Source organism: uncultured Paracoccus sp., assembly GCF_947487305.1.
Lineage (GTDB): Bacteria > Pseudomonadota > Alphaproteobacteria > Rhodobacterales > Rhodobacteraceae > Paracoccus.
In genome coordinates this window covers 212,541-238,821 of record NZ_CANKWH010000004.1, presented here as the reverse complement: position 1 = coordinate 238,821, position 26,281 = coordinate 212,541, and the positions used below count along the sequence as shown (strand labels likewise).

At 66.1% G+C, this 26,281-nt stretch carries 24 protein-coding genes; 14 read left to right on the top strand and 10 right to left on the bottom strand.

Translation table 11 applies throughout. The annotated features are described in order from the left end of the window. The first annotated feature begins 4 nt into the window (after positions 1–4). Together Q1A36_RS07375 and Q1A36_RS07370 are read left to right on the top strand one after the other, a co-directional pair. Positions 5–3,028, top strand: a complete 3,024-nt coding sequence (locus Q1A36_RS07375) for a hypothetical protein (protein WP_299841529.1) — start codon at positions 5–7, stop codon at positions 3,026–3,028. Beyond that, positions 3,028–5,001: a monovalent cation:proton antiporter-2 (CPA2) family protein gene (locus Q1A36_RS07370; protein ID WP_299841527.1), complete on the top strand. Its 1,974-nt coding sequence runs from the start codon at positions 3,028–3,030 to the stop codon at positions 4,999–5,001. Before Q1A36_RS07375 ends, Q1A36_RS07370 begins: the two co-directional genes overlap by 1 nt. Positions 5,002–5,012: 11 nt before the next feature. On the opposite strand, the gene Q1A36_RS07365 is transcribed toward Q1A36_RS07370, so the two are convergent. Then, entirely contained in the window at positions 5,013–5,708 is a 696-nt protein-coding gene (locus tag Q1A36_RS07365) for a DUF1345 domain-containing protein (protein WP_299841525.1), read from the bottom strand. Beyond that, on the bottom strand, positions 5,705–6,724 hold the full coding sequence (locus Q1A36_RS07360; protein WP_299841523.1) for a TraB/GumN family protein: 1,020 nt from the start codon (positions 6,722–6,724) through the stop codon (positions 5,705–5,707). Before Q1A36_RS07360 ends, Q1A36_RS07365 begins: the two co-directional genes overlap by 4 nt. A 229-nt stretch (positions 6,725–6,953) precedes the next feature. Here Q1A36_RS07360 and groES point away from each other — a divergent pair, with 229 nt between their 5' ends. From groES to Q1A36_RS07335, 5 genes are all read left to right on the top strand, one after another. Continuing rightward, entirely contained in the window at positions 6,954–7,241 is a 288-nt protein-coding gene (groES, locus tag Q1A36_RS07355) for a co-chaperone GroES (RefSeq protein WP_101751823.1), read from the top strand. A 59-nt stretch (positions 7,242–7,300) separates the two neighbouring features. After that, positions 7,301–8,947 carry a chaperonin GroEL gene (groL, locus tag Q1A36_RS07350; protein WP_299841521.1) on the top strand — a complete coding sequence of 549 codons (1,647 nt, stop codon included), beginning with the start codon at positions 7,301–7,303 and terminating at the stop codon, positions 8,945–8,947. A 655-nt stretch (positions 8,948–9,602) separates the two neighbouring features. Continuing rightward, positions 9,603–9,878 (top strand): hypothetical protein, encoded by a 276-nt coding sequence (locus Q1A36_RS07345; RefSeq protein WP_299841519.1) that lies wholly within the window; start codon positions 9,603–9,605, stop codon positions 9,876–9,878. A gap of 90 nt (positions 9,879–9,968) precedes the next feature. Next, complete coding sequence (locus tag Q1A36_RS07340) at positions 9,969–11,675, top strand: cholesterol oxidase substrate-binding domain-containing protein (protein WP_299841517.1); 1,707 nt, start codon at positions 9,969–9,971, stop codon at positions 11,673–11,675. A gap of 84 nt (positions 11,676–11,759) precedes the next feature. Continuing rightward, the gene (locus Q1A36_RS07335; RefSeq protein ID WP_299841515.1) at positions 11,760–12,719 is read left to right on the top strand and encodes a cation transporter; all 960 of its coding nucleotides are present in this window, start codon (positions 11,760–11,762) and stop codon (positions 12,717–12,719) included. A 281-nt stretch (positions 12,720–13,000) separates the two neighbouring features. Here the strand turns inward: Q1A36_RS07335 and Q1A36_RS07330 are convergent, their stop codons facing one another. After that, a complete protein-coding gene (locus Q1A36_RS07330) occupies positions 13,001–14,593 on the bottom strand; it encodes a solute:sodium symporter family transporter (protein ID WP_299841513.1) in 1,593 nt (530 codons plus the stop codon). A gap of 304 nt (positions 14,594–14,897) precedes the next feature. Here Q1A36_RS07330 and Q1A36_RS07325 point away from each other — a divergent pair, with 304 nt between their 5' ends. Then, positions 14,898–15,671 (top strand): SDR family oxidoreductase, encoded by a 774-nt coding sequence (locus Q1A36_RS07325; RefSeq protein WP_299841511.1) that lies wholly within the window; start codon positions 14,898–14,900, stop codon positions 15,669–15,671. Between the two features lie 76 nt (positions 15,672–15,747). Here the strand turns inward: Q1A36_RS07325 and Q1A36_RS07320 are convergent, their stop codons facing one another. Together Q1A36_RS07320 and trxB are read right to left on the bottom strand one after the other, a co-directional pair. Beyond that, the gene (locus tag Q1A36_RS07320; RefSeq protein ID WP_299841509.1) at positions 15,748–15,936 is read right to left on the bottom strand and encodes a hypothetical protein; all 189 of its coding nucleotides are present in this window, start codon (positions 15,934–15,936) and stop codon (positions 15,748–15,750) included. Positions 15,937–16,248: 312 nt separating this feature from the next. After that, positions 16,249–17,247 (bottom strand): thioredoxin-disulfide reductase, encoded by a 999-nt coding sequence (gene trxB / locus Q1A36_RS07315; protein WP_299841507.1) that lies wholly within the window; start codon positions 17,245–17,247, stop codon positions 16,249–16,251. Between the two features lie 136 nt (positions 17,248–17,383). On the opposite strand from trxB, the gene Q1A36_RS07310 reads away from it, so the two are divergent. Together Q1A36_RS07310 and Q1A36_RS07305 are read left to right on the top strand one after the other, a co-directional pair. After that, complete coding sequence (locus tag Q1A36_RS07310; RefSeq protein WP_101751832.1) at positions 17,384–17,884, top strand: Lrp/AsnC family transcriptional regulator; 501 nt, start codon at positions 17,384–17,386, stop codon at positions 17,882–17,884. 47 nt (positions 17,885–17,931) lie between these two features. Continuing rightward, positions 17,932–18,465 (top strand): sugar O-acetyltransferase, encoded by a 534-nt coding sequence (locus Q1A36_RS07305; protein WP_299841504.1) that lies wholly within the window; start codon positions 17,932–17,934, stop codon positions 18,463–18,465. A gap of 84 nt (positions 18,466–18,549) precedes the next feature. Here Q1A36_RS07305 and pgeF read toward each other — a convergent pair whose 3' ends face one another. From pgeF to lgt, 3 genes are read right to left on the bottom strand one after another with little or no spacing between them, the layout of a single operon-like run. Then, complete coding sequence (pgeF, locus tag Q1A36_RS07300) at positions 18,550–19,305, bottom strand: peptidoglycan editing factor PgeF (RefSeq protein ID WP_299841502.1); 756 nt, start codon at positions 19,303–19,305, stop codon at positions 18,550–18,552. Beyond that, entirely contained in the window at positions 19,298–20,356 is a 1,059-nt protein-coding gene (locus Q1A36_RS07295) for an SAM-dependent methyltransferase (RefSeq protein ID WP_299841500.1), read from the bottom strand. Before Q1A36_RS07295 ends, pgeF begins: the two co-directional genes overlap by 8 nt. Continuing rightward, positions 20,353–21,201 (bottom strand): prolipoprotein diacylglyceryl transferase, encoded by an 849-nt coding sequence (lgt, locus tag Q1A36_RS07290; RefSeq protein ID WP_299841498.1) that lies wholly within the window; start codon positions 21,199–21,201, stop codon positions 20,353–20,355. The genes Q1A36_RS07295 and lgt overlap by 4 nt, the downstream gene beginning before the upstream one ends. 129 nt (positions 21,202–21,330) lie before the next feature. Between lgt and Q1A36_RS07285 the strand changes: the two genes are divergently transcribed. Next, positions 21,331–21,579, top strand: coding sequence for an accessory factor UbiK family protein (locus tag Q1A36_RS07285; RefSeq protein WP_299841496.1), 249 nt, complete (start codon positions 21,331–21,333; stop codon positions 21,577–21,579). A 2-nt stretch (positions 21,580–21,581) separates the two neighbouring features. On the opposite strand, the gene Q1A36_RS07280 is transcribed toward Q1A36_RS07285, so the two are convergent. Next, complete coding sequence (locus Q1A36_RS07280) at positions 21,582–21,917, bottom strand: DUF6476 family protein (protein WP_299841494.1); 336 nt, start codon at positions 21,915–21,917, stop codon at positions 21,582–21,584. Between Q1A36_RS07280 and Q1A36_RS07275 the strand changes: the two genes are divergently transcribed. The 3 genes from Q1A36_RS07275 (at position 21,916) to Q1A36_RS07265 (ending at position 25,210) form a co-directional block, all read left to right on the top strand. Beyond that, complete coding sequence (locus Q1A36_RS07275) at positions 21,916–22,935, top strand: RluA family pseudouridine synthase (protein ID WP_299841492.1); 1,020 nt, start codon at positions 21,916–21,918, stop codon at positions 22,933–22,935. The two genes, Q1A36_RS07280 and Q1A36_RS07275, sit on opposite strands and share 2 nt — an antisense overlap. A 195-nt stretch (positions 22,936–23,130) precedes the next feature. Then, positions 23,131–24,039, top strand: a complete 909-nt coding sequence (gene rpoH / locus Q1A36_RS07270) for an RNA polymerase sigma factor RpoH (protein WP_101751837.1) — start codon at positions 23,131–23,133, stop codon at positions 24,037–24,039. 148 nt (positions 24,040–24,187) lie between these two features. Continuing rightward, positions 24,188–25,210 (top strand): hypothetical protein, encoded by a 1,023-nt coding sequence (locus Q1A36_RS07265; RefSeq protein WP_299841489.1) that lies wholly within the window; start codon positions 24,188–24,190, stop codon positions 25,208–25,210. A 7-nt stretch (positions 25,211–25,217) separates the two neighbouring features. Here the strand turns inward: Q1A36_RS07265 and Q1A36_RS07260 are convergent, their stop codons facing one another. Next, positions 25,218–26,222, bottom strand: coding sequence for an SPOR domain-containing protein (locus tag Q1A36_RS07260; RefSeq protein ID WP_299841487.1), 1,005 nt, complete (start codon positions 26,220–26,222; stop codon positions 25,218–25,220). Positions 26,223–26,281: the final 59 nt, after the last annotated feature.

Sequence of the window (26,281 nt, the reverse complement as noted above, 5' to 3'; positions counted from 1 at the left end):
CGCAATGAGCTTTACCCACGAGGAGGTCGTGCTGGAAAAGCGCGACCCCGAGGGCTGGCGACGGCTGGGGTCCGTGCGCTTCACCCGTGGCGATCTGAGTCAGCAACTGGGCAGCCTGCGCGAGCGGGACGGGACCGAGGCCGATCAGGCCGGCGGCCCCGATACGCTGCTGGTCATTCCCGATGACCAGATCCTCTACACCACGTTGACCGTCCCGCCCGGTCCGGAACCGGCGCTGGCAGTGGCCCGCGCGCTGGAGGGGCTGACCCCCTATGAAGTTGCCGATCTGGCCTTTGCCTTTGCGCCCGCAGGCGAGGACCAGGCCGACAGCCTGCGCATCGCCGCCGTCGCCCGCCGCACGCTGGAAGAGGCCGAGCAATTCGCGCTGAGCCAGGGGTTCCGCCCGACCGGCTTCATCGCCCGCCCGGGTGACGACCGCTTTCCCGGCCAGCCCGATTTCGGCCCCTCGGCCACAGTCCGCGACCTGACCCGCCGCAGCACTGTCACCGAACCCGATCTGCGCCGCGCCGGCGTCACCTCGGCCAGCATTGCCGGCATGGCAGAGACGCCGGCGAAGGTGGCCTCGGCCGATCCGGTCGTCTCGCGGGTGATCGCCCATGCCTATCCCGCCGAGCCGGCCGTGACCGCAGCTCCGAAGCCCAAGCGTCCGATCATGTCGGAGTTTTCGGTGGCGGCGGAACGCGGTGCAACGGCCAGCCCCGCGCCCCGGAACCTGCGGGTTGGTCCGGCGCTGCCCGCCGAGACCCCGGTTGAGACGCTCGAAGCCGAGGCCGCCGAGACTGACGCCCAGGTGATCCGTCACCTTGCCCCGCAGGTCGAACCGGCCACCCCCGGCAAGACCATGCCGCCCCGGGCGCAGGCCTTCCACAGCCGCGCCGCCGAGGCCCGCAGCCGGCGTGCGGTCGAGGAGACCGAGCCGGCCACGTCCGGCGCGATGGCTTCGCTGATCGGCGCGGCGCGTGCGATGAACAGCCGCGCGCCCAGCACGTTTACGGTGATGATGGGCCTGCTGATGCTGGCGCTGGTCGTGGTGCTGCTGTTCTTCGGCGGCAAGACCGAGACGCCCGCAGCCGATCAGATCGCCGCGTCCGCCCCGGCCACAGAAGTCGCGGAACCCGCCGCAGCGCCGGTCTCGGACGAGGCGCTGGTCGAGGATACGACCGAGCCGGTGGACGAGGCCGAGATGGCCGAGGAACCGGATGTGCCGACGGATGCGGAACTCGCGGCAACCGACCCCGTGACCGCTCCGGTCGCCGAGGCAGAGCCGGCCACCGCCGCCGTGCTGCCCGTCGAATCCCCGGCGCCGGTGAACGAGGCCGCTGCCGCTCCCGAGACGGAAGCTGCCACTGACGAGGCGCTGGCCGCGCGCGAAAGCGCCGTGCGGGCCGCATTGACCGAGGCGCAGGCTGAACCCGCAGCGGAACCCGAGGCCGAGGCCGAGGCCGTTGCCGAAGCCCCCGTGGCCCAGGTCCCGGCAGCTACGCACACGCCCACGCACACGTCCGGCCCGGCGCCGGTGGCTGCGGCCCCTGCCCCCAAGGCTGCGGCCCGGAAAGCTGCGGTGCCCAAAGCCGCTGCTCCGGCCCCGCGTGCGACCCAGCCCGCACCCTTGCGCACGTTGGCCCTGACCCGCTCGACCCGGCCCGCCGCGCCGCCGCGCCGTTCCGCCGCGCCGGAAGCGAACGACGCAACCCCGGTGGTCCCCGCCAATCCCCGACCCTTTGCCGAGCGCACGCAAGCCGCGCCGTCGCGGGTGACGGCGATCCGTCCGCCCTCGCGTCCGTCCTCGACCCGACGCACCAGGAGCGAACCCGTCGCGCAGCCGGCAGCCGCCCCGGCACCTGCGGCGCAGCGCCCGACCGACGCCTTGCAGCGCTCGACCCGACCGCGCTCGCGCCCCGATCGGCAATCGATGAACCTTCTGCCGCGCGACGCCGAGAAACCCCGGCAGGCGGCGCTGACCCCCGACGAAATCCGGTACTACGAGGATATCCTGAAGAACCTGCGCACCGCGCAGGCCGGCAATGACAGCCTGAGCAAGGCCGAGCGTGATGCGGTGATCCGGCTGGCAGATGCCCGGCCCGTGCGGCGCCCGGTCGATGTGCGCGCCGGCACGCAAAAGGCGGTGAACAATGCGGTGGCGGCGGCGATGGGGGAATCGCCGCCACCGGCGCAGAAGCCACAATCTGAACCGCAGCGCACCGCCGGCTCGCCCAAAGCGACCGGCGGTCTTTCGCGTTCGGCCCGTCCTTCGCATCGGCCCGGTTCGCTGTCGGCCCGCGCGGGTGGCAGCAGTGTCTCGGGCGCGGCGGTCGACAAGGCCATCGCCGCCGCCGTCGCCTCGGGTCCTCTCGCCCCCGGCGCCAGGGCGCTAACCGCCCTTTCCTCGTCGCCGCTGCCGCCGCGCCGTAGCGGCAATCGCGGGGTGGTGGCGCTGGTCGCGCCTGCCGCCGCCGCCGCAACGGCGGTCGCCGCCGCGCCGATCCCGACGCCGCAGCAACCAAGCGCCAATGAGGCCGCCGCGATCGAGGCGCAGCGCCGCGAGGATGCCCAGTTGCAGGCCCAGGCCGAGGCACGCGCCCGCGACCGCGCGGCAGCCGATGCCCGGGCCGAGGCGCAGGCCCGTGCCGCCGCCGAAGCCCGCGCCCGCGCGCAGGCCGAGGCCGAGGCCCGCGCCGCCGCGCAAAGGAACCAGGCCTATACCCCGCCCGAGGCCGAGAACGAGCCCGAGGTCGCCACCAATGTCCCGCGCGGCACCACTGCCGCAGGGGTCGCCGCCAATGCCACGGTCAAGGACGGCATCACCATCAACCGCACCCAGATCATCGGCACGATCGGCGCCGGCAAGGGCAGCCGGGCGCTGGTCAGGCTGTCGAATGGCCGGGTCATCACCCTGCGTCTTGGCGACCGCATCAATGGCGGCACGATCACCGCGATCGGCAATAGCCGCGTCACCTATGTCAAGGGCGGGCGCAGCAGCGATCTGGCGGTGCTCGACGGTCGTTAATGGAAAATTTCCTTCTACTTTCAACGATTTTTCTTGTTACAATGGTCATTGCCGTGCCGCTCTCGGCGCGGTTGGGGCTGGGGTCGGTGCTGGGCTACCTGATTGCCGGCATCCTGATCGGCCCGGTTCTGGGGCTGGCCGGCAGCGAGATGTCGGAACTGCAGCATATCGCCGAATTCGGCGTGGTGATGATGCTGTTCCTCATCGGGCTGGAGCTTGAACCGCGCAACCTGTGGAACATGCGGCGCAAGCTGATGGGTCTTGGCGGTGCGCAGATCCTTGGCACCATCGCGCTGATCTTTGCCGTCGCCATGCTGGCCGGGCAAAGCTGGCAGGTCTCGCTGGTCCTCGGCATGATCCTGTCGCTCAGCTCGACCGCGATCGTGCTGCAGACCCTGTCCGAGAAAAGCCTGATGCAGACCGGCGGCGGGCGTTCGGCCTTTGCTGTGCTGCTGACGCAGGATATCGCCGTCATCCCGATGCTGGCGCTGATGCCGCTGCTGGCCTTCCAGCGCAGCGCCAGCCACCCGGCCGAGAATGGCGGAGCCGGGGGCGAGGAATTCGTCGCGCAGGCGATCATGGCCAGCCTGCCGGGCTGGGCCGCGGCGCTGACGACACTGGCCGCCGTGGCCGGGGTGATCGTGATCGGGCAATATCTGATCCGGCCGGTCTTCCGCTATGTCCATTCTGCCCGCCTGCGCGAAATGGACACGGCCTTTGCCCTGCTGATCGTGGTGGGCATCGCCTCGATGATGATCCTCGTCGGCCTCTCGCCGGCGCTCGGCACCTTCCTCGCCGGGGTGATGCTGGCCGGTTCGGAATTCCGGCACGAGCTGGAAAGCCAGATCGAACCCTTCAAGGGTCTGCTGCTGGGCCTCTTCTTCATCACCGTCGGCGCGGGGATGAATTTCGACATGCTGGCCGCCACTCCGGTCCCAATCCTCTCGGCCACGGCGCTGCTGATCGCCGCCAAGGCCGGGGTGCTGTACCTGATCGCCCGGCAGGCCGGCATGGCCGACCGCGACCGCTCGCTGTTCACCCTGTCGCTGGCGCAGGCCGGGGAATTCGGCTTTGTCCTGATTTCCTATGCCGCCTCGCTGGCGATCCTGACGCGCAGCATGGCGCAGGGTTTCCTGCTGGTCATCGCGCTGTCGATGCTGGCGACGCCATTGCTGTTCATCCTTTACGATCAGGTGGCCAAGCGGCTTGGCGACGGCGCGGAGCATCACGACCCCGACGAGATCGACGAGCAGCAGCCGATCATCATCGCGGGCGTCGGGCGCTTCGGGCAGGTGGTGAACCGGCTGGTCACCATGTCCGGCTTCCAGACCACGGTGCTGGACCATGACCTGAAGCTGATCCAACTGATGCGCAGCTTTGGCTTCAAGGGCTATTTCGGCGATCCGACCCGGCCCGAGATCCTCGCCGCCGCCGGGCTGGAGAAGGCGCAGATCCTTGTGGCCGCGCTGGACGACCCGGCCTCGAACATCAAGCTCGTCCGCTATGCCCGCGAGAAGCGGCCCGATCTGGTCATCATCGCCCGCGCGCGCGACCGGGTGGTGGTCTACCAGCTCTACGCCGCCGGGGCCGATCACATCGTCCGCGAACTGTTCGACTCCAGCCTGAGGGTCGGGCGCTATGTGCTTGAAAACGCAGGCCTGTCGGAATATGAGGCGGCCGAGCTGGAGAAGATCTTCTACAAGCTCGACCGGGCCAACTTGCGCGAACTGGCCGAGGTCTGGAAGCCCGACCTGCCGCTGGACCAGAATGCCGATTACGTTCAGCGCTCGCAGGATCTGAACAAGGTGCTGGAAAACGCGCTGATGGAGCGGTTCGCCCATGGCCCCTCGGCGGCGCCGATCGATGCCGATGACGAGGGGGCCGACGAGGACCCCGAGCACGGGCTGAAGATGCCCTCACGCCCCGGCGGTCGCAAGGTGCGACCGGTGACCGAGGATGCGCGTCAGGACTGAGCCGTCGGGTGCTAGCTGCCGCCCGCACCGCCGATGGCCAGCGCGGCATTGACCGCCAGTGCGAGGATCACCGTGTTGTAGAAATAGGACAGAACCGAATGCAGTGCCACGATCCGGCGCAGGTCGCTGGTCTCGACCGTCACGTCCGATGTCTGGCCGCACATGCCAAGGGTCAGGCTGAAATAAAGGAACTCCCAGACACCGGGATCCGTGTCGCTATCCCCCTTGCGGCTGGCAAAGCCGAGGCCGCCAGCATCGCGCCCGTCGCCGCTGGTGGCGTAGTAGAGCCCGGCATAGTGGAAGGCCATGACCGTGTGCAGCGTGGCCCAGCCAAGCGGCACCGAGGCCACCGCCAGCACCGGCAGCCATGGGCCCTGCGCGCCATGGCCCAAGAGCGCGCCCAGCACCGCCAGCAGGCTGACCGCCACGCCGGCAAAGGCCAGCAGCAGGATCAGTCGCGCGCCCTCGTCGGTATCCTCGCCATGATGGCGGCGCAGGTCCTCGGGCGTCAGGTGCCGGATCACCCGCGAGGTCATCACCAGGTAGGTCAAGAAGAACAGGTCCGCCCCGACCAGCGCCCGGCTGCCCAGATCCAGCGGCACGATCAGCGCGGCGAGCAGACCAAGCGCGGCGGCAAGGATGATGCGCGTATGCCGCCGCCATGTCGCGCGCAGCACGTGCAGCCGGGGCTTCACCGCCCCGCTCATCCGTCCAGCCGCTCGACGGTCCAGCCGTCCTTTTCCAGAAGCCGCAGCACCCCCTGCTCGCCCGGCAGATGCAACGCGCCAAAGCCCGCGACGACGCCCTTGCCCTTCGCTGCCGCCTCGGCGGCCGCCTTGGTCAGCGGCGCGATCCAGCTGGCATTGCGGTCATCCATCAGCTTTCTTTTGGCAAGGCGCATCTGCGCATCGACCTCGGCCCGGCTGAGGCCCGACTTGTCATAGGCATCGAAGCGGCCGAATTCCCAGATGGTCCAGACATCGGCGCCGAAATAGGCATCGGTCATGGTGACGGCATAGTCATCGGCATAGCCCGCCGCCGGCAGGGTGGCGCGGATCATGTCCTCTTCCTCGTCCGGGGTCAGATCGGCGAAGAGGGTGAAGACGGTATCCCAAGGCTCGAGCGCGCGGACCGGCAGGTCCAGCGCCTCGGCCCGCGCCACCAGCAGGTGATCCAGCCCCTGCACCTCGCCATCCTTGGCGATACCCTTCAGCATGCAGGGCGAGATGCCCAGCATCATCGACACATACCAAGGGCGCAGCTTGGCGGTGATGACGGCGGGCGTGCCGCGCTCGGCCATCGCCTCGGACAGCACCTTCCATTCCTCGGGGGTCAGCCGCTCGGGCAGGGTCGGGCCGTCGGTCGTCACCGTCAGCGAGGGATCGCGGGTCAGCGCTTGCGACAGCTGGGCTTCTTCTTCGGGGCCAGCCTCGACCATCAGCAGCGCGGAATCGGCCAGATCGGGTTCCATCCGTTCCATCATCGCCGCGTGTCGCGGGTCCTGGAAGTGATAGGTGCCGACCATGGTGATGCGCTGTTGGCCCTTGGTCGCCCGCCACAGGAGACCGCGATGATAGGGCACGCCCGCCACCGCCTGGTTCAGCAGCGCACGGGTATCTGCAGGCATATCCGCGATCAGGTTCCGACCCACGCAATCCTGCGCCAGCGCCGGCAGGGGCGCGGCCAGAAGGGCAAGGGTCAGCAGGGCGGCAAGGCGGGGCATGGGCAACTCCGGTCGGTCATTTCGGCGGCGAGGATTGCATAGCGCGCCGTGACAGGCCAGTGCGGGCGGCGGAATGGGTAAAGTCCTGACAACCGAGAGCCGCGTCGGATATTTTCGGACCCGCCCGTTGACAGGTCGGAGCCACGGCCCTAGATCATCCGCCATTGGCACTCGCATCAGGTGAGTGCCAACAACCGGCACTGCAACCTGAAACACAGGAGTGTTCATTATGGCATTCAAACCGCTGCACGACCGCGTTCTGGTCAAGCGCGTCCAGTCGGACGAGAAAACCAAGGGCGGCCTGATCATCCCCGACAGCGCGAAAGAAAAACCCGCTGAAGGCGAAGTCGTCGCCGTCGGCGAAGGCGCCCGCAAGGATTCGGGCGAACTGATCGCACCCGCCGTCAAGGCCGGCGACCGCATCCTGTTCGGCAAATGGTCGGGCACCGAGGTCACGCTGGATGGCGAAGAGCTGCTGATCATGAAGGAAAGCGACATCATGGGCATCATCGGCTGATCTGCCGATCCGATCCCTGACAGACGCTTCATTTCACACGATATTCTAGGAGAGACACCATGGCTGGTAAGGACGTTAAGTTCAGCACCGACGCCCGCGACCGTATGCTGAAAGGCGTGAACATTCTCGCCGATGCGGTCAAGGTCACGCTTGGGCCCAAGGGCCGCAACGTGGTCATCGACAAATCCTTCGGCGCCCCGCGCATCACCAAGGACGGCGTCACCGTCGCCAAGGAAATCGAACTGTCGGACAAGTTCGAGAACATGGGCGCCCAGATGGTCCGCGAAGTCGCTTCGCGCACCAATGACGAGGCCGGCGACGGCACCACCACCGCCACCGTCCTGGCCCAGGCCATCGTCCGCGAAGGCATGAAGGCCGTCGCCGCCGGCATGAACCCGATGGATCTGAAGCGCGGGATCGACCTGGCCACCGCCAAGGTCGTCGATGCGATCAAATCCGCCGCCCGCCCGGTGAACGACAGCGACGAAGTCGCGCAGGTCGGCACCATCTCGGCCAATGGCGAGACCCAGATCGGCCGCTTCATCGCTGACGCGATGCAGAAGGTCGGCAACGAGGGTGTCATCACCGTCGAAGAGAACAAGGGCATGGACACCGACGTTGAAGTCGTCGAGGGCATGCAGTTCGACCGCGGCTACCTGTCGCCCTATTTCGTGACCAATCCCGAGAAGATGGTCGCGGATCTGGAAGACGCCTATATCCTGCTGCACGAGAAGAAACTCTCGTCGCTGCAGCCGATGGTTCCGCTGCTGGAAGCCGTCATCCAGTCGGGCAAGCCGCTCTTGATCATCGCTGAAGACGTCGAAGGCGAGGCCCTGGCCACGCTGGTCGTCAACAAGCTGCGCGGCGGTCTGAAGATCGCGGCCGTCAAGGCTCCGGGCTTCGGCGATCGCCGCAAGGCCATGCTGCAGGACATCGCCATCCTGACCGGCGGTCAGGTGATCAGCGAAGATCTGGGCATGAAGCTGGAAAATGTCGGCATCGACATGCTGGGCCGCGCCAAGAAGGTCTCGATCAACAAGGACAACACCACCATCGTCGACGGCGCCGGTGAGAAGGCCGAGATCGAAGCCCGCGTTGGCCAGATCCGTCAGCAGATCGAGGAAACCACCTCGGACTACGACAAGGAAAAGCTGCAGGAACGTGTGGCCAAGCTGGCCGGCGGCGTTGCCGTGATCCGCGTCGGCGGCATGACCGAGATCGAAGTGAAAGAGCGCAAGGACCGCGTCGATGACGCCCTGAACGCGACCCGTGCGGCCGTGCAGGAAGGCGTTGTCGTCGGTGGCGGCGTGGCCCTGGTTCAGGGCGGCAAGGCCCTTGGCGATCTGAAAGGCAGCAATGCCGATCAGGAAGCCGGCATCGCCATCGTGCGCCGCGCGCTGGAAGCGCCGATGCGCCAGATCGCCGAAAACGCCGGCGTTGACGGTGCCGTCGTGGCCGGCAAGGTCCGCGAGTCGACCGACAAGACCTTCGGCTTCAACGCCCAGACCGAAGAATATGGCGACATGTTCAAGTTCGGCGTCATCGACCCGGCCAAGGTGGTTCGCACCGCGCTGGAAGATGCAGCCTCGGTTGCTGGCCTCTTGATCACCACCGAAGCCATGGTCGCCGAGAAGCCGGAACCCAAGGGCGCCGCTGGCGGCATGCCCGACATGGGCGGCATGGGCGGCATGGGCGGGATGATGTAATCACCCCCTGCCCTCTGGCAGAACGGAAAGGCCGCCCCGAGGGGCGGCCTTTTTCGTGGGCGTTGGATTGGATCACGCGTTTCCCAGGTCTCGATCCCGCCTTGAGCCTATCCTCTGAGAATCAATTAGCCCCCGGTTAGCGGTTTTCACCCTTCGGGTTCCGACGGCGCGGCTTGCAGGAAGCTGCTTGCGAAGAACCTCGTGTTTCTCGCTGGAACTGGCTTTCCGCGAAGACACGCATTCGCAACGGAAATAAATATTATTATTTATCATTGACAAACTAAATGGTTCGCACCTTTAGACGAATCTTGACAACTCGCAAGAATTCAATCAAAAATCTAGCCACTCAACTTATTGGCGCCTTAATGGCACAGTAGGCTCAGGATAATTTCATAAAACGCTCCAAAATGTGATCTCTCTCGATCACACCATACAACTTGGGGTTACTTCACCATTTCAGCGCAGGCCGACCGGTTCGATAGACCGAGTGATATGGCATTTTATCCGCGCCAGCACGCAAGGACCGCAACAACCCACGACCTGGTGCCACCACGCGCTTGGCATCCGGTTTCTCATATCATTCATCAATCGGAGGAAATAGAAAATGGTACAGAAAGTCGGAAATTTCTGCTTGAAAAATGATGGCGGTTTCGTCGTGAAACTGCAGTTCGTCTTCTGGGACGAGAAAGGCAACAAGGTCCATACCGACGGGACGGCCGGCTATCCCGTGCTGCAGACCGAGTGCCGGTCACCCGACCAGTCGGGCGTGCCGGATGGGGCGCTGGTTTCGCTTTATGCCTTTGTCGTCTGGGGTAGCGACAATACCGCAAACCAGATCTTCTACTATGACTCCAGCAGCACGGTCACGGCCAATTACGCCATCAGCGGAACGACGTTGAACAACGACCTGGTCCTCGTCTCGGTGCAATAGCCTCCGGATGCGACAACCGGTCTGCCGGGCCGACATGGCATGTCGCCGTGCCGGCAGATCGATCGCCAACCCGCAACAAGGATCATTGCCATGGCCACGACCAGCGCGCCTGCGGGCTTTCCCGCGAATGTTCCGGTGTCCCTCCAGACCTACGAGAACTGGGCCCAGATGATCTCGGTCCCGAATGTCTGGACTTGCACCCCCGCGACCGAGGCCGATGTCGTCGCCGTCTGCAACTGGGCGGCGCAGGCAAAATTTACCGTTCGGGCACGCGGGGTCGCCCATGGCTGGTCACCGCTGACCGTGACCGAGGGCGAGGCGACCGACAATGTCATGCTGGTCGATCTGCGGACCAACCTGAACAAGGTCCTGTCGATCAGCCCCGGCTCGGCCGGCAGTCCCGCACAGGTCACTGTTCAGACCGGCTGCACCATGCTGGACCTGATGACCGCGCTCGAGACCACGCGGGTCGGCCCGAACCCCGACATCGGTTTCAGCTTTGCCCATATCCCGGCGCCGGGCAATCTAACCGTTGGCGGGGTGCTGGCGATCAACGGCCACGGGACGGGCGTGCGAACGCCGCCCCATGACGATTTGAACCTGCCCTATGGCTCGCTCAGCAACCAGATCCTTGGCTTCACCGCCATCGTAACCCAACCCGGAACCGGCACCTATGCCGCGCGTCGCTTCAGTCGCGGAGATGCCGATGCCAAGGCCTTTCTGACCCATTGCGGTCGGGCGCTGCTGACCGAGGTGACGCTGCAGGTCACTGACAACTACATGCTGAGATGCCAGAGCTTCATGAACATTCCGGCCACGACGCTGTTTGCCCAACCCGTCGGCGGCAAGGATCCGGCGCGCAGCGTCGGCGATTTCCTGCAGCAGTCCGGCCGCATCGAGGTGATCTGGTTCCCGGCCTTTGATCCCGCGCAGCCCAGCTTTCCCTGGCTCAAGGTGTGGACGGTTTCGCCGAAGAAGCCGACCTATGCCTCGATCGCGACGGGACCCTATAACTACCCGTTCTCGGACAATCTGCCCAGTTTCATCACCGCCCTGTTGCGGCAGATGGTGACTTCGGCACCCGAGATCACCCCCACCTTCTGCTCGACAGTGGCGCAATACACCGCCGGCCAGCTGACCTCTGTTGCGGACCTCTGGGGCAAGTCCAAGAACACGCTGCTCTATGTCAAGGACGAGACCTTGCGGGTAACGGCGAACGGCTATGCAGTGCTGATGAAGCGCGATCAGGTGCAGCAGGCGATCGCCGATGTCACGACGAAGTTCACCGACATGCTGCTGTCCTATCAGACGAACAGCCTCTGGCCGATCAATTCGCCGCTCGAGATACGGGTGACCGGGCTGGACGACACCGCGCATCTGGGCCTGCCGCCGGGGCAAGTGGCGCAAAGCCCGGTGATTTCGTCTCTCGGTGTCGACCCGATTGTCCAGCAGAATGGCTGGGACGTTGGCTGCTGGTTCGATGTCCTGACCATCATTCCCGACGGAGACCCGCAAAGGGCCTACCAGTTCTATACCGAGCTCGAGACCTGGTTCTATGCGCATTTCGGCACCGGGTTCCGCGCCAATGTCGAATGGTCGAAGGGCTGGGCCTATAGCGTGCCCGGCGGTGCCTGGACCGATGCGGCGGTGATCCAGTCCATTCGCGACACCTGCACCACAGGTCGCCCCGCCGATGCAACCTGGGCCTGGCAGGTCGCGACCCTGCAATCCTACGATGCCGCGAACCTGTTCACCAATCCCTTCCTCGATCAACTGTTCACGACCGGCAGTTCCTGATCCTGCCAGCCCCTGCCCTTGCCCAACGCTGCCCCAGCGGCTACCCAGGTCGGACACCCCGGCATGACCTGACGAGGCGCCCGAATGTCCGAGCCGACCACTCCCGACCTGCGCCCGCTGGAGGCCCGCGCGCTGACGCTGGCCATGTGGGGAAATCTGTTCATGGCGGTGGCGGGGCTTGCGGCCGGGTTCCTGTCGAATTCGAACGCCATCATGATGGATGGCCTCTTCTCGCTGATCGGCTTTTTCTCGGCCCTGCTGGGGCGGCGGATCAGCCGCCGGGTCGAGGCCGGGCCGGACCGGCTCAGGCCCTTCGGCTATGCAGCGGACGAGGCGATCTTCATCACCTTCCGTTCCCTGTCGCTTCTGGGGCTGGTGCTCTTCGCGGTCACGAATGCAGCCAAGAACATCTTCGACTATGCCACGGGAACGCCGCCCGAGCCGCTGATCTTCGGCCCGATGATCGGCTATTTCGTCATCATCGGCGGCACCTGCCTTGGCCTCTGGTTCAGCCATCGCAGTGCCTGGATCAAGACCGGGAGGCAGAGCGACATCCTGCGGCTCGAGGCGCGGGCCTCGGCCTTTGACGGCATCATCACCGCCTCGGCCGGGGTCGGTCTGGCGCTGATCTATGTCCTGCGCGACGGACCGCTGGCGGTGATCGCACCGGTCGGCGATTCGATCATCGTCCTCTTCCTCTGCCTCACCGTCATCGGGCAGTATTTCAGCGGCTTTCGCGCCGGACTGGGAGAGTTGGCGGGGGTCACCGCCCCGCCCGACCGGGTGGCGCTGGCGCGGCGCAGCCTGCGCCCGGCACTGGCAGAGGATGGCGGGCGGCTACATGATCTTTCGGTGATGAAGACCGGGCGCAGCTTCCTCATTACCGCCTATTACGACCCCCTGCGCCCGGTGACAGCGGCCGAGATCGATGCGCTGAACCTGCGGATGATCCGCGACATGCGCGAGGCGCTGCCGGGCAGCGATGTGCTGCTGCTGGTGACGGGCTATCCCCGCCGCTGGCCCGAGGAGATCAGCCCGTTCTGAGCTGCTGCGGCAGCAGCCCCGATCCCGGCATCCCTTTTGGCGCATAGCGGCTTTGCGCCCGCAGCCGTTTTACGACCCTTTGAGATCCCTTACGTTACCGCTATCGGAACACGGATCGAAAGGAGATCATCATGACCATCCGTAACCTCTATGTCGGCCTGCGCGGCTTCTTCGCCGATCTGGCCCATGCCGCAGCCGCTGACGCGCCGCGTCTGGAAAACACGATCCGCCAAAGCCGGGGCTGAGGCGGATCGCAATCTTGGGTGGTCGGAACAGACCGCTCAGGTGAAGATGAAATAGGTCGAGACGACCACAAGCACGATCGCCGCGCCGAAGGGCTTGGCATAGGCCCAGGGCGTCATGTCCACCGCACGGCTGTCACGCGGCTGGTATGCCGGCACCATCGGGCGCATCTTGCCGATCCAGAGCATGATGCAGACGTTCAGCACGAACAAGATCGCCATGACATGCAGGAAGTGGGGGTAGTTCTCGGCCCCGACCATCGGCTTCAGCACGAACTGGCTGATGATGTAGAGACCCACACCCGAAGCCAGCCCGATCTTGGCCGCGACCGGCGGCACGTTGCGCGTGAAGATGCCGACCAGGATGATGGTCAGGATCGGGATCGAGTAGCAGCCGTTCACCTCTTGAAGGTAGCCGAACAGACCCTGCGGCGCATTGGCGATGAAGGGCGCGATGGTCATCGAGGCAATGGCCAGGACCCAGCCGAAATTCTTGCCCGCGTTCACCACCTGCGCGTCGCTGGCCTCGGGCTTGAAATACTGGCGGTAGATATCCACCCCGAAAAGCGTGACCGAACTGTTCAGCGCCGAGTTGAAGGAACTGAGGATCGCCCCGAACAGCACCGCGGCAAAGAAGCCGCGCAACGGGAAGGGCAGCACCTCGCTGACAAGGCTCGGATAGGCCTGATCTGCCACGTCCAGCCCGCCCTCGAAATAGTGGTAGGCGATGATGCCCGGCAACACGACGATGATCGGGCCGAGGATCTTCATCACGCCTGCATAAAGCAGGCCCTTCTGACCCTCGACCAGATTCTTTGCGCCAAGCGCGCGCTGGATGATCGCCTGGTTGGTGCCCCAGTAGAACAGCTGCACCAGCATCATGCCGGTGAAGATGGTGGCGAAGGGCACCGAGGCCTCCGGCCCGCCGATGGCGTCGAATTTCTCCGGGTTCTCGGTCCAGAGAACGTTCAGACCCTCGAAGATGCTGCCGCCGCCAATAGCCATCAGACCGAAGACCGGAACCAGCAGGCCACCGAGGAACAGGCCGACGGCGTTGATCGTGTCCGAGACCGCAACCGCCTTCAACCCGCCGAAGATCGCGTAGATCGAGCCGATGATGCCGATGGCCCAGACCGTGATCCACAAGGCTGCCGTCTCGCTGACCCCGAAGAGGCCCGGCACGTCGAACATCGTCGACATGGCCAGCGCGCCCGAATAGAGCACGATCGGCAACAGCACGATCACATAGCCCGACAGGAACAGAAGCGAGGTGATGGTCTTGGTCTGCGCGTCATAGCGTTCCTCGAGGAAACCCGGAATGGTCGAGATTCCCGAGCGCAGGTATTTCGGCAGCAGCACCAGCGCCGTCACCACCATGGCGATGGCCGCCAGCGTTTCCCAGGCCATGACCAGGATACCCTCGGTATAGGCTTGGCCGGTCAGGCCGACGATCTGTTCCGTCGACAGGTTGGTCAGCAGCAGCGAGCCGGCGATGACCGGCGCGGTCAGCGAGCGGCCGCCGAGGAAATAACCCTCGGAATGATGCTCATCGGTTCCCTTGGTCCAGTAATAGGACAACACCGCCACGAGGGCGGTGAATCCGATGAACATGACAATGTTGAAAACTCCCATCCAATCCTCCCAGGTCAAGATTCTCTGATAGCGCTCACGGTTGAGTTACTATCATGTTGCATCGCCCGGGCATAGAAGAAAGTGTAACGTTGCAAATATAGAGTTGTATCGTTTTCATACTATTTGGTTCAGTCCCTCGGATCGCCCTGTCGCCGCAATCGTCCCCTGTCGCCGCAATCGTCCCCGGACGCAGCGCCTGCGCGGGATACGCGCTGCTGGCCCGCAGGCGACCAGCTCTTGACCGCCGCCCCTGCCGACCCGACACTCGCCGTCCGCGCGACGCGATCACCCGAGGAGAATCCCCATGAGCCAGCCCACAGCCCTGATCACCGGCGCCGCGCGCGGCATCGGGCTTGCCACCGCGCGGCTGTTCCTGGCCGAGGGCTGGCGGGTGGCGCTGGTCGATCGCGACGCGCCGGAACTGGCCGTGGCCGAGGCCGACCTGGCCAACCCCGCCGCCCGCGCCTTTACCTGCGATGTCTCGGACGAGGCGCAGGTCGCCCAGATGATGGATGAGGTTGCCGGTTGGGCGGGCCGGCTGGATGCGCTGGTCAACAATGCCGGGGTGGCCGATTTCGGCCCCATCGAGGACACCGGCTTCCAGCGCTGGCGCAGGGTCATGCAGACCAATCTGGACGGGGTATTCCTGGTCAGCCAGGCGGCCATTCCGCTGTTGAAGCGGCAGGGCGGCGCGATCTGCAACATCGCCTCGATCTCGGGCCTGCGCGGTTCAACCCTGCGGGTGGCCTATGGCACGTCCAAGGCGGCGGTCATGCAACTGACCCGGCAGCAGGCGGTGGAACTGGGGGAACACGGGATTCGCGCCAATTGCGTGGCCCCCGGCCCGGTCCGGACCAAGCTTGCCATGGCCGTCCACAGCCCCGAGATCATCACCGCCTATCACGACGCCATCCCGCTGAACCGTTATGGCAGCGAGGCCGAGATCGGCGAGGTGATCCTGTTCTTGTGCAGCCGCAAGGCCAGCTACTTGACCGGCCAGACCGTTGCTGTCGATGGGGGGTTCGAAGCCTCGGGGGTCGGCCTGCCGGCCTTGCGCGCAACCGCCGCAAGCAAGTGATCGTGCCGCGGCCGGTTAGAATGTCCAAAGGGGAAACTGCCCGGGCGGGTCGTCAGCCACCCGCCCGGACGGTAAGTTACTCGTAAACCCGCGCCACCAGCGACAACCCTTCGGGGCCGTGCCGATGACCTTTACTGGTCAGACTGGATGCAACGATCTCATAGCCGAAATCGATCTGATCGGCGGGGTAGCGCAGGAACATCGGCATGTGATCCGAACCATCCTGCTGCCCGCTTCGAATGCTGTCTTTGTCGACTCTCGCCATTTTGTTCACACTCCTACTGGTTACGCGGTGCCGACCAGTCCGGGCTTGGGCCGAAACGTCAGAAGCCTTGATCCCGGAAAACTCTTGAAAAACCTGGTGGGGGGACTTGGCACCGTTACTGGAGTGATATTGCGCCTGCCCGGGCGCTGGACCAAAAGCAATGCATTCCCTGCAGGCAAATCCTGACCAAAAAGACAAGTCCGCAGCCGGTTTCAGCCGGCGGTTGCCGCCGCACCCGGTCGCGCAAGCGAAGAATCGCCCGGAAATAGAGAGAAATGACGGGCGTAGTCGCGCCCTTGGGCGCGACTCACCTCATTCGGCCGGGGCGTGCTCGGGCAGCTCCGAGGCCGTGGGATCGGGCGCACCCGCCTGCCCGTGCTCGGCCAGGAACTCCTCGGCATCCAGGGCCGCCATGCAGCCCATGCCGGCGCTGGTCACGGCCTGACGATAGATATGGTCGGTCAGGTCGCCAGCAGCAAAGACGCCGGGGATCGAGGTGCGGGTCGAACCGGGCTCGACCTTCACATAGCCGCCATTGTGCAGCTCCAGCTGGTCCTTGACCAATTCGCTGGCCGGGGCATGGCCGATGGCGATGAAGATGCCGTCGCCGCCCACTTCGCGGGTCGAGCCGTCCTTGGTCGAGCGCAGGATCGCCCCGGTCACGCCAAGCGGGGTTTCGCTGCCCTTCACCTGCAACAGCTCGTGATCCCAGATCACATCGACCTTGGGGTTCTTGAACAGGCGTTCCTGCAGGATCTTCTCGGCCCGCAGGCTGTCGCGGCGATGGACCAGCGTCACCTTCGAGGCGAACTTGGTCAGGAACAGCGCCTCCTCGACCGCGGTATTGCCGCCGCCGATGACCAGAACCTCGCGGCCACGATAGAAGAAGCCGTCGCAGGTGGCACAGGCCGAGACGCCGAAGCCCTTGAACTTCTCTTCCGAGGGCAGACCCAGCCAGCGCGCCTGCGCGCCCGTCGCCAGGATCACCGCATCCGCCGTCACCACATTGCCACTGTCGCATTCCGCCCGGAAGGGCCGCTGCGACAGGTCGAGCTTCGTGACGATGTCGGTGACGATCTCGGCACCCATGGCGCGGGCGTGCTCTTCCATCTTCACCATCAGCTCGGGGCCCTGGATCTCGATCAGGCTGGGCCAGTTCTCGACCTCGGTGGTGATCGTCAGCTGACCGCCCGGCTGCATCCCCTGGATCAGGAGCGGCTTCAGCATCGCGCGCGCACCATAGACGGCCGCCGTATAGCCCGCCGGACCGGAGCCGACGATCAAAAGCTGGGTATGCGTGGTCTCGGACATGTCTCGCCTCATCTCGCTTTGGCCCTAGGTAATGTCCCGAGGCGCTGTTCGCAATGCACCGAAAATCGAGAAATAATATTGCGCAGGTCGGCCCTGCAGGATAGTTTCCGGCAAGCTTCAGACACAAGAGGGCAGCATGGCAGGGGCAAAGCTGGACGAAATCGACCGTCACATTCTGGCCGAGCTGCAGGCCGATGGCCGCATGACCAATGTCGAGCTGGCCCGCCGCGTCGGCATCTCGGCCCCGCCCTGCCTGCGCCGCGTCCGCGCGCTGGAGGAACTGGGCTATATCCGTGGCTATCACGCCGATATCGACCCGCGCGAGCTGGGATTCGAGGTGCAGGTCTTTGCCATGGTGCGGCTGGCCTCGCAATCCGAGCGTGACCTTTCGGCCTTCGAGACACTGTGCCGCGACTGGCCGCTGGTCCGCGAATGCCACATGTTGAACGGCGAGATCGACTTCATCCTGAAATGCGTCTCGCCGGATCTCTCGACCTTCCAGCGCTTCCTGACCGACAGCCTGACCGCCGCCCCGAACGTCGCCAGCGTCAAGACCTCGCTGGTCATCCGCTGCGCCAAGGACGAGCCCGGCGTGCCATTCGAAGTGGTCGAGGAACGGGTGCGCGAAGCGGGGTGAGACAAACCCCGATGACGGGACCGACAGGCCGCAGCGAGCGGCAGAAAATGGCCGCGGGCGAGTGGTATCGCTGCATCGATGACGAACTTGACGCGCTGCGCTGGCAGGCGCGTCGGGCGGTTCACAGCCATAACAGCCTGCCACCCGATCAGCGCGGTGCGATGGCGCCCGAGCTGCGCGCACTCTTTGCCGGCATCGGCGAGGGCGCGTTCCTCGAGGCGCCGTTCCATTGCACCTATGGCTTCAACATCAGCCTTGGCGATGCGGTCTATCTGAATGCCGGTGCGACGCTCTTGGATTGCGCGCCCATTCGCATCGGGTCGCGCTCGATGCTGGGGCCGAATGTCCAGATCTATTGCGCCGAGCATCACAAGGACCGGGCCTTGCGGGCGCAGGGGCTGGAAGTCGCGCTGCCGGTCCTGATCGGCGAGGATGTCTGGATCGGCGGCGGCGCGGTCGTCCTGGGCGGCGTGACCATCGGCGATGGCGCGATCATCGGCGCGGGCAGCGTGGTCACGCGCGATGTCGCAGCGGGCGAGATGGTGGCGGGCAACCCTGCGCGGGTCATGGGGCGGCCTTGATGCCAACGGGCAGGCGTAGGGTGGGGTTTCACCCAACCAACCGTCGACATGATGGGATGTTAGATGGTGGGGTGGAACCCCACCCTACAGCGCGATCGCCGAGATCAGCCGTCCGTAATCCACCTCGCCGGCATGGGTCGTGCGGCGATAGCTGAAGAAGCGATCGGGGTCGGAATAGGTGCAATGGCGCGACCATTCGGCCTCGACCCCCGCCGCGCGCAGGCGCATGAGGCCATATCCGGGCAGGTCGAACATCGGGCGACCGTTCGGGCCACCGGCGAAGAAGCGGGCGTTCTCCGGGTCCTCGTCGGTGAAGGTTTCCATGAAATCCGGGCCGACCTCATAGGCGCGCTGGCTGATCGTCGGGCCAATGACCGCGCGAATGTTTTCCGCACCCGCCGCGCGCATGGCCGCCACCGTCGCCTCGAGCACCCCGTTCAGCGCGCCCTTCCAGCCGGCATGGGCGGCGCCGATGACCCCGGCCCCGGGGTCGGCCAACAGCACCGGCTGGCAATCGGCGGTCAGCACCCCCAGCGCGATGCCGGGCCGCGCCGTCACCAGCGCATCGGCCCTGATCTGCTGGCAATCCGAGGGCGCCATCGCCTCGTCGATCACCACCACGTCGGGCGAATGGACCTGATGCACGGTGGCCAGATCGGCGGGCACAACGCCCATCGCATGGGCGACGCGGGCGCGATTGACCTCGACCGCCTCGGTCTGGTCCGACGAGCCGCGGCCGCAATTCAACCCGGCGAAAAGGCCCGAGCTTGCCCCGCCCTTGCGCGTGAAGAAGCCGTGCCGGACGGGCTCCAGCAGCGGGTGGGTCAAAATCTCAAGCATGGTCTGCATCGGGTTTCAGCGCGACAAAACCGGGAACGGGAGGGGCGTTCTGCGACCAGATGGCCAGCATCTTGAACAGGTGACCCATTTCGTCCGCGTGGGTCAAGCGGTGAAGCGCCGCCATCGCGCCCCTGTCGCCTGCGGCTTCCAGTCGCGCCGCCCGCGCCTCGATCCCCATGGCCCTGAGCCAGTCGCCTTGAGGAACCGGCTTCGACGCCACCGCACCCGCCCGGATCGCCGCCGCCGCCAGCGGGGCGAAATCGACATGCGCGGTCAGATCGGCCTCGCCGGGATAGGCCAACGGGTCGTCGAAGGCGTGATTTCGCAGCGCCTGAAACGTGTCGCCGCTGCCGTTCCAGCCGCCGTAATCGGCAATGATCGCCGCCCCGCCATGGATTGCGATGCGGCTGGCGATGGCCTCGATGATCGCAGGGGCCTGCGGGCAGATTTCGTAGATCTCGCCCAATTCGCCCGCACGCGGCAGATCGACCGGCGGGGCGAGACCGAGGGTCAGGTGCTCGCCCTCCAGCCCCACGACGCGTTCGGCCCAGCCCGTCTCGACCCGCTGGAACTGCCGGATCGCCAGAGCGTCGAAAAATTCGTTCGCCATCAGGAACAAGGGCTTCTGCGGCAAACCCTCGGCCGTATCGAGATGCCGCACTTGCCCCAACCGTTCGCGCTGGACACTGCGCAGATGCGGCGAGGCCTCGATCAGCGCAAGCTCAGCCGCCCCGCCCATGCCCGGCGCGACCCGGATCGCGCGCAACATGTCCGCCATCAGCGTGCCGCGCCCCGGCCCCGGTTCGGCCAGCGTGAAGGGCGAAGGCGACCCCTGATCCAGCCAAGCCTGCGCCAGCGCGAGGCCGCACAGCTCTCCGAACATCTGGCTGATCTCGGGCGCGGTGGTGAAATCGCCCGCCGCGCCAAAGGGATCGCGCGTGGCGTAATAGCCGTGCGCCGGATGCAAGAGGCAGGTTTCCATGTATTCGGCCAGCGTGATCGGGCCGCTGGCACGGATCTGCCGGGCGATGATCGCGGCCAGCGGCGTCATGCCGGGGCGGAAGCCCTGCGGGCGCGCAGGATGAAGAAGAGGCCGATGAGCACCATCGGCAGCGACAACAGCTGACCCATGCTGAGCCCCCAGACCGGCCCACCGATGACATGGCCAAGCGGGTTCTCGGGGGTGATGAACTGCGCATCGGCCACCCGGAACAGCTCGACGAACATCCGCGACAGGCCATAGCCCAGAAGGAACACCCCGAAGGCCAGCCCCGGACGCATCAGCCCGCCCGCGCGCACCAGCGCCCAGAGGATCAGGCCGAGGGCCAGCCCTTCCAGCCCGGCTTCGTAAAGCTGGCTCGGATGGCGGGCGAAGCTATCGCCGGGGAAGATCACACCCCAGGGGAGGTCGGTGGGCCGGCCCCAGAGCTCGGCATTGATGAAATTGGCGATGCGGCCGAAGAACAGCCCGACCGGCGCCACCACGGCCAAGGCATCGGCCAGCCGCAGTGGCGGAATAGCGTGGCGGCGGGCATACAAATAGGCCGCGACGATCACCCCGGCGAAACCGCCGTGAAAGCTCATGCCCCCAAGCCAGACCTTGGGAATGTCCAGCGGGTTGGCGAGGTAATAGGCCGGTTCATAGAAGAGGACGAAACCCAGACGCCCGCCGACGATCACGCCGAGGATGATCCAGGTCAGCAGGTCATCGACCAGTTCGGGCCGCATCGGCGCGGTGCCACCCCAGAGCGCGGGACGGCGCATCAGCATGACCACCAGCCGCCAGCCGATGACCAGCCCGGCCAGATAGGCCAGCGCATACCAGCGCAAGGACAGCGACAGCCCGCCAAGATTGAGGGTGAAGATCTCGGGGCTGATATCGGGAAAGGGGATCATGGGGCCTCGGACCTTCCGGCGGGTGACGTTTCGCTCGAAAGGCTTAGCGGCCAGACCCGCGCTGTCAACATTGAACCCCGCCCGCTTCTGGCCCATATGGATGACAATTCAGTCAGGAAGGACGCCCCGATGAGCACGAATAACCGCTTCTTCGACGACATGTCGAAGCTCATGACCAATGCGATGGGCGTGGCGCAGGGCGCGCGCAGCGAGGCCGAGAACGCGATGAAAAGCTGGGTCGACCGCTGGCTCGCCGACCGCGATTTCGTCACCCGCGAGGAATTCGAGGCGGTGCGCGACATGGCGATCAAGGCCCGCACCGAGAATGCCGAGATGAAGACCCGGATCGCCGAGCTCGAGAAAAAGCTGAACGCCTGATCTCAGGGCGTGATCTGGTCCTTCAGCGCGCCTGAACGGTCGTAGAGCAGCACCTCGCCCGCATCCGTGACCACGACGATGAAATCGCGGGCGAAGGTGACGGCCTCGGCGGTTGCGCCTTCGGGCAGGCTGATCGAGGCCGGCAGGTCGGGCAGCATCGGCTGGCTGAGGCGCATCCACAACAGCACCACGATGGCGATGATCCCCAGCCCCATGACCACGGCAAGCCCAGTGACCAGCATCTTCAACCAGCGCAGTTCCGGCACCGCCTCCGCCGCCGCCTTCCAGTCCTTGTCGTCCTGATCCATATTGCCCTGACCCCTGATGCCCTGACCCATGTCTGACCTTCTTGTGACCATCCCGGCCAATCCGCCCGACCGGCTTGATAAGGCCCTTGCCGCCGCAGTGCCAGAGGCCGCGGCGCTGTCGCGCTCGCGCCTTGCCCGGCTGATCGCCGATGGCGCGGTCAGCGGAGCTGCGGGCGTGGTGCGCGACGGCAAGGCGCGGGTGGCAGAGGGGCAGGAGTACCGCATCACCATCCCCGACCCCGAGCCGGTCGAGACCCTGCCGCAGGCGATCCCGCTGGTCATCCCCTACGAGGACGAAGACCTGATCGTCATCGACAAGCCCGCCGGCATGGTCGTCCACCCGGCCCCCGGCTCTCCCCGCGACACGCTGGTCAATGCGCTGCTGGCGCATTGCGGCGAGACGCTGTCGGGCATCGGCGGTGAAAAGCGGCCGGGCATCGTCCACCGGATCGACAAGGATACCTCGGGCCTTCTGGTCGTGGCGAAATCCGACCGCGCCCATCACGGCCTTGCCGCGCAATTCGAGGCGCATTCGGCGCAGCGCCGCTATCTGGCGCTGGCCCATGGGGTGATCGATGCCGCCGATCCGCGCCTGCGCGGCGTGCCGGGCGTGGGCTTCGAGGAGCCGGGCCTGTTGAAGATTACCACCCGCCTCGCCCGCCACCCGACCGACCGGCAGAAGCAGGCGGTCTATTTCGACAAGGGCCGCCACGCGGTCACGCGCGCGCGTCTGCTGGAAGCCTTCGGCACGCCGCCCGTCGCCATGCTGGTCGAATGCCGGCTGGAAACCGGGCGCACTCACCAGATCCGCGTGCATATGGCTCATGCCGGGCTGGGGCTGATCGGCGATCCGGTCTATGGCGGCGCGCGCAAGGCATCGACCAAGGCACTGGGGGAGGCGGCCGCGGCCGTCGCGGCCTTCCCGCGCCAGGCGCTGCACGCGGCGCATCTGGGCTTTGACCATCCCGTCACCGGCGAGGCGCTGGGGTTCGACAGCCCCCTGCCCCCGGACATGGCCGATCTGCTGGCCCGGCTGCGCGCCAAGTGACGCAGGGCGCAGTGACGCGGGGCCTCTTGACGGAAACGTTACCGCTACCTAGGTTACATCTCCCGCGTCCTGCGGCAAGGTTTTCCCCGCCACGACCGCGCCCCGGCGCGACGCAGCCCGCCCCGCCACGATCCCGTCTCGCGGAACCGTGAGGGCCGAGGCAGCGTTTCCGTCCTGATCTGAAAGTGTATCGACATGGCGAATTATACCGGTCTTCCCGCTCCCAGTCCTGAACAGGGTCTGAACCGCTATCTTCAGGAAATCCGCAAGTTCCCTCTGCTGGAACCGGAAGAAGAATACATGCTGGCCAAGGCCTGGGCCGATCACGAGGACAGCGAGGCCGCCCATAAGATGGTGACGAGCCACCTGCGTCTGGCCGCGAAGATCGCCATGGGCTATCGCGGCTATGGCCTGCCGCAGGCCGAGGTGATCTCGGAAGCCAATGTCGGGCTGATGCAGGCGGTCAAGCGCTTTGACCCCGAGAAGGGTTTCCGCCTTGCGACCTATGCGATGTGGTGGATCCGCGCCTCGATCCAGGAATATATCCTGCGCTCCTGGTCGCTGGTGAAGATGGGCACGACCAGCGCGCAGAAGAAGCTGTTCTTCAACCTGCGCAAGGCCAAGAACAAGATCGGCGCGCTGGAAGAGGGCGATCTGCGCCCCGAAAACGTCGCCCAGATCGCCCATGACCTGAACGTCACCGAGCAGGAAGTGATCGACATGAACCGCCGCATGTCGGGCGGCGATGCCTCGCTGAATGCGCAGGTGGGTTCCTCGGATGGCGACAGCACGGCGCAATGGCAGGACTGGCTGGAAGACGAGGATGCCAACCAGGCCGAGGCCTTTGCCGAGGCCGATGAGCTCGACACGCGGCGCAACATGCTGATCCAGGCGATGGATGTGCTGAACGACCGCGAGAAGGACATCCTGATGGAGCGTCGCCTGCGCGACGAGCCGATGACGCTGGAAGACCTGTCCGCACGTTACGATGTCTCGCGCGAGCGGATCCGCCAGATCGAGGTGCGCGCCTTCGAGAAGCTGCAGGACCGGATGCGGGTTCTGGCCCGCGACAAGGGCATGAGCGTTCCCGAACAGGCGGTGTGATCGCCCTCGCCCGAACCTTGGACTGCTGCCAGATGAACGGGCTGCGGCGCGGTTTCCCTGCCGCGCCGATTGACCGTTCCTGTGGGGTGGCTATGGTCAGGCAGAGGCGGCGGGATGAGCGCATTCCGCCCGAGGCAGGCAGGCATCCATGACGGCGCTGACCGAGTTCATACGGCTGGAATCCCCGGGCGCCTGGCGCGCCGGGCCGGATCAGCGTCTGCAGGAGGTCGTCGTCTCGGTCGGCGATGCGACGCTGATTCTGACCGATCCCCGCTCGGACAGGCCGCTTGCCCATTGGTCGCTGCCCGCCGTGACGCGGCTCAATCCCGGACAGTTGCCCGCGCTCTATTCGCCCACGGCGGATGCGCCCGACGAGCAGCTGGAGATTACCGAAGAGCTGATGATCGACGCGATCGAGCGGGTGCATCGCGCCATCGAATCGCGCCGCGCCCATCCGGGCCGGCTGCGCGGCGGGCTGATGCTGGCGGCGGCGCTGGCGATGGTGGTTGGGCTGGTCTTCTGGCTGCCGGGCGCTTTGGTGCGCTATGCCGGGCGCATCGCGCCGCCGGCGCAGGCGGCGCAGATCGGCGATGCGGTGCAGGCCGAGATCGCCCGCTCGACCGGGGCAGCCTGCCATCGGGTTGCGGGCGACGGGGTGCTGCAACATCTGGCCGCCCGTTTTCTGGAGCCGGGGGCGCGGATCGTGGTGCTGCCCGCGGATCTGCGGGGGGCACGGCGGCTGCCGGGTGATCTCTACCTCATCGGCACCGATCTTCTGGCCGAGACTTCCAGTCCCGAGACGGTTGCCGGTCATCTGCTGGCCGCCTCGCTGGCCAGCCCGCCCGGTTCGGTGCTGCAGGAGGCGCTGAACCATGCCGGACCGCGCGCAGCGATCCAGTTGCTTACCTCCGGAAAACTGCCCGCCGGGGCGCTGACCGGCTATGGCGAGGCGCGGCTGTCCCAACCTCTGCCCCGGCCCGAAGATGCGGTGCTGCTGGCTGCGATGGCCGAAAAGGGCGTGCCGGCCGAACCCTATGCCCGTTCGCTGGACCCAACCGGGGAAACGGTGCTGGGGCTGATCGAGGCCGATCCATTCCGCCTGCAATCCCCGCCCACTGCGCTATTGACCGACCGGCAATGGCTGGCACTGCAGCAGATCTGCGCCGGCTGATCCGCCTCTACCGCACCACCGCCTTGGGATAGCCGCCTTGGCGTAACTGGTTCAGCGCCGAAACCAGCGCCTGCCGTTCCCGGAACGGACCGACCAGAACCAGCCGCCCGCCGGCCTCCGCATCGGCCTTGCGCCCTCGCGCCACCGGGTAGCCGAGCCTGACCAGCCGCAGCATCGCCGCCTCGGCCTCGGCCGGAACCTGGAAACGCCCGATCAGCACATAGCGCGCCCCCGCCGGGATCAGCTCGGCTCCGCCCTCGTCCGCCACGGTTACGCCTGCTTTTGGTGCATGGTCCTTGGGCGCCCGCGCGCCGCCCCCGGGCTGCGCCTCAGTCTCGGTCGCAGGCTGCTTCGATCCCGGCTGATCCCCTGCAATCCTCGCGGGCGCAGCCGTGGTCCGTGTGTCCGCAACAGCTTCCGGTTCCGGCGACGTGACCTCAGTTGTCCCCGCATCTGCTGCTACCCAAGGCTGCAGGCTCGGCGCTCCGCCGCCGCAGAAGCCCATGACCTGCCCGGTCTTTGCCTCACCCGAGCCGGGTGCCGCATAGCCCAGAAGATCGCAAAGCGGCGATTGCCGCCCCGCCGGTTGCTCGGCCGCAGCCACACGCATCGCCGAAACACCTCGCAGTGCGCCATCGAGATCGGCCAGCGGGCCGGATTGCGGGCGCGGTGTCTCAACCTGGTCTCGTTTCAACAGGTCGGGCGGATCGGCCAGCACATCGGCATCCCGAAGCCCCTGCGCGAGCGTCATCGAAAGCCGCAGAGCCGCCTCGCCCGGCGCGTCCTGATTGTCTACCGCCAAACCCGGCAGCGAGGGCGGATAGCCACAGATCACCGTGCCGTCGCGGTCCAGACGCGGCGCCCAGACCGATCCCTGCCGCAGATAGACGCAGCCCGCGCTGTCGATATATTGCGCGCCGGTGAAATCCTCGGGCGGCTGTTCCAGTGGCCCCAGCGTTTCCGCCGCAGACGCCGCCGGCCAGACCAGCACCACCAAAATCCAGAACCGCATCACCACCACACCGAATCAACCCACATGGCCCCTTTCTAGGCCATGCGGGCTAACCATGG

Excerpts from the sequence above, each read along its gene's own strand:
- Q1A36_RS07375 (WP_299841529.1), top strand. The coding sequence starts at position 5 with ATGAGCTTTACCCACGAGGAGGTCGTGCTGGAAAAGCGCGACCCCGAG.
- Q1A36_RS07370 (WP_299841527.1), top strand. The coding sequence starts at position 3,028 with ATGGAAAATTTCCTTCTACTTTCAACGATTTTTCTTGTTACAATGGTC.
- Q1A36_RS07365 (WP_299841525.1), bottom strand. The coding sequence starts at position 5,708 with ATGAGCGGGGCGGTGAAGCCCCGGCTGCACGTGCTGCGCGCGACATGG.
- Q1A36_RS07360 (WP_299841523.1), bottom strand. The coding sequence starts at position 6,724 with ATGCCCCGCCTTGCCGCCCTGCTGACCCTTGCCCTTCTGGCCGCGCCC.
- groES (WP_101751823.1), top strand. The coding sequence starts at position 6,954 with ATGGCATTCAAACCGCTGCACGACCGCGTTCTGGTCAAGCGCGTCCAG.
- groL (WP_299841521.1), top strand. The coding sequence starts at position 7,301 with ATGGCTGGTAAGGACGTTAAGTTCAGCACCGACGCCCGCGACCGTATG.
- Q1A36_RS07340 (WP_299841517.1), top strand. The coding sequence starts at position 9,969 with ATGGCCACGACCAGCGCGCCTGCGGGCTTTCCCGCGAATGTTCCGGTG.
- Q1A36_RS07335 (WP_299841515.1), top strand. The coding sequence starts at position 11,760 with ATGTCCGAGCCGACCACTCCCGACCTGCGCCCGCTGGAGGCCCGCGCG.
- Q1A36_RS07330 (WP_299841513.1), bottom strand. The coding sequence starts at position 14,593 with ATGGGAGTTTTCAACATTGTCATGTTCATCGGATTCACCGCCCTCGTG.
- Q1A36_RS07325 (WP_299841511.1), top strand. The coding sequence starts at position 14,898 with ATGAGCCAGCCCACAGCCCTGATCACCGGCGCCGCGCGCGGCATCGGG.
- Q1A36_RS07320 (WP_299841509.1), bottom strand. The coding sequence starts at position 15,936 with ATGGCGAGAGTCGACAAAGACAGCATTCGAAGCGGGCAGCAGGATGGT.
- trxB (WP_299841507.1), bottom strand. The coding sequence starts at position 17,247 with ATGTCCGAGACCACGCATACCCAGCTTTTGATCGTCGGCTCCGGTCCG.
- Q1A36_RS07310 (WP_101751832.1), top strand. The coding sequence starts at position 17,384 with ATGGCAGGGGCAAAGCTGGACGAAATCGACCGTCACATTCTGGCCGAG.
- Q1A36_RS07305 (WP_299841504.1), top strand. The coding sequence starts at position 17,932 with ATGGCCGCGGGCGAGTGGTATCGCTGCATCGATGACGAACTTGACGCG.
- pgeF (WP_299841502.1), bottom strand. The coding sequence starts at position 19,305 with ATGCTTGAGATTTTGACCCACCCGCTGCTGGAGCCCGTCCGGCACGGC.
- Q1A36_RS07295 (WP_299841500.1), bottom strand. The coding sequence starts at position 20,356 with ATGACGCCGCTGGCCGCGATCATCGCCCGGCAGATCCGTGCCAGCGGC.
- lgt (WP_299841498.1), bottom strand. The coding sequence starts at position 21,201 with ATGATCCCCTTTCCCGATATCAGCCCCGAGATCTTCACCCTCAATCTT.
- Q1A36_RS07285 (WP_299841496.1), top strand. The coding sequence starts at position 21,331 with ATGAGCACGAATAACCGCTTCTTCGACGACATGTCGAAGCTCATGACC.
- Q1A36_RS07275 (WP_299841492.1), top strand. The coding sequence starts at position 21,916 with ATGTCTGACCTTCTTGTGACCATCCCGGCCAATCCGCCCGACCGGCTT.
- Q1A36_RS07280 (WP_299841494.1), bottom strand. The coding sequence starts at position 21,917 with ATGGGTCAGGGCATCAGGGGTCAGGGCAATATGGATCAGGACGACAAG.
- rpoH (WP_101751837.1), top strand. The coding sequence starts at position 23,131 with ATGGCGAATTATACCGGTCTTCCCGCTCCCAGTCCTGAACAGGGTCTG.
- Q1A36_RS07265 (WP_299841489.1), top strand. The coding sequence starts at position 24,188 with ATGACGGCGCTGACCGAGTTCATACGGCTGGAATCCCCGGGCGCCTGG.
- Q1A36_RS07260 (WP_299841487.1), bottom strand. The coding sequence starts at position 26,222 with ATGCGGTTCTGGATTTTGGTGGTGCTGGTCTGGCCGGCGGCGTCTGCG.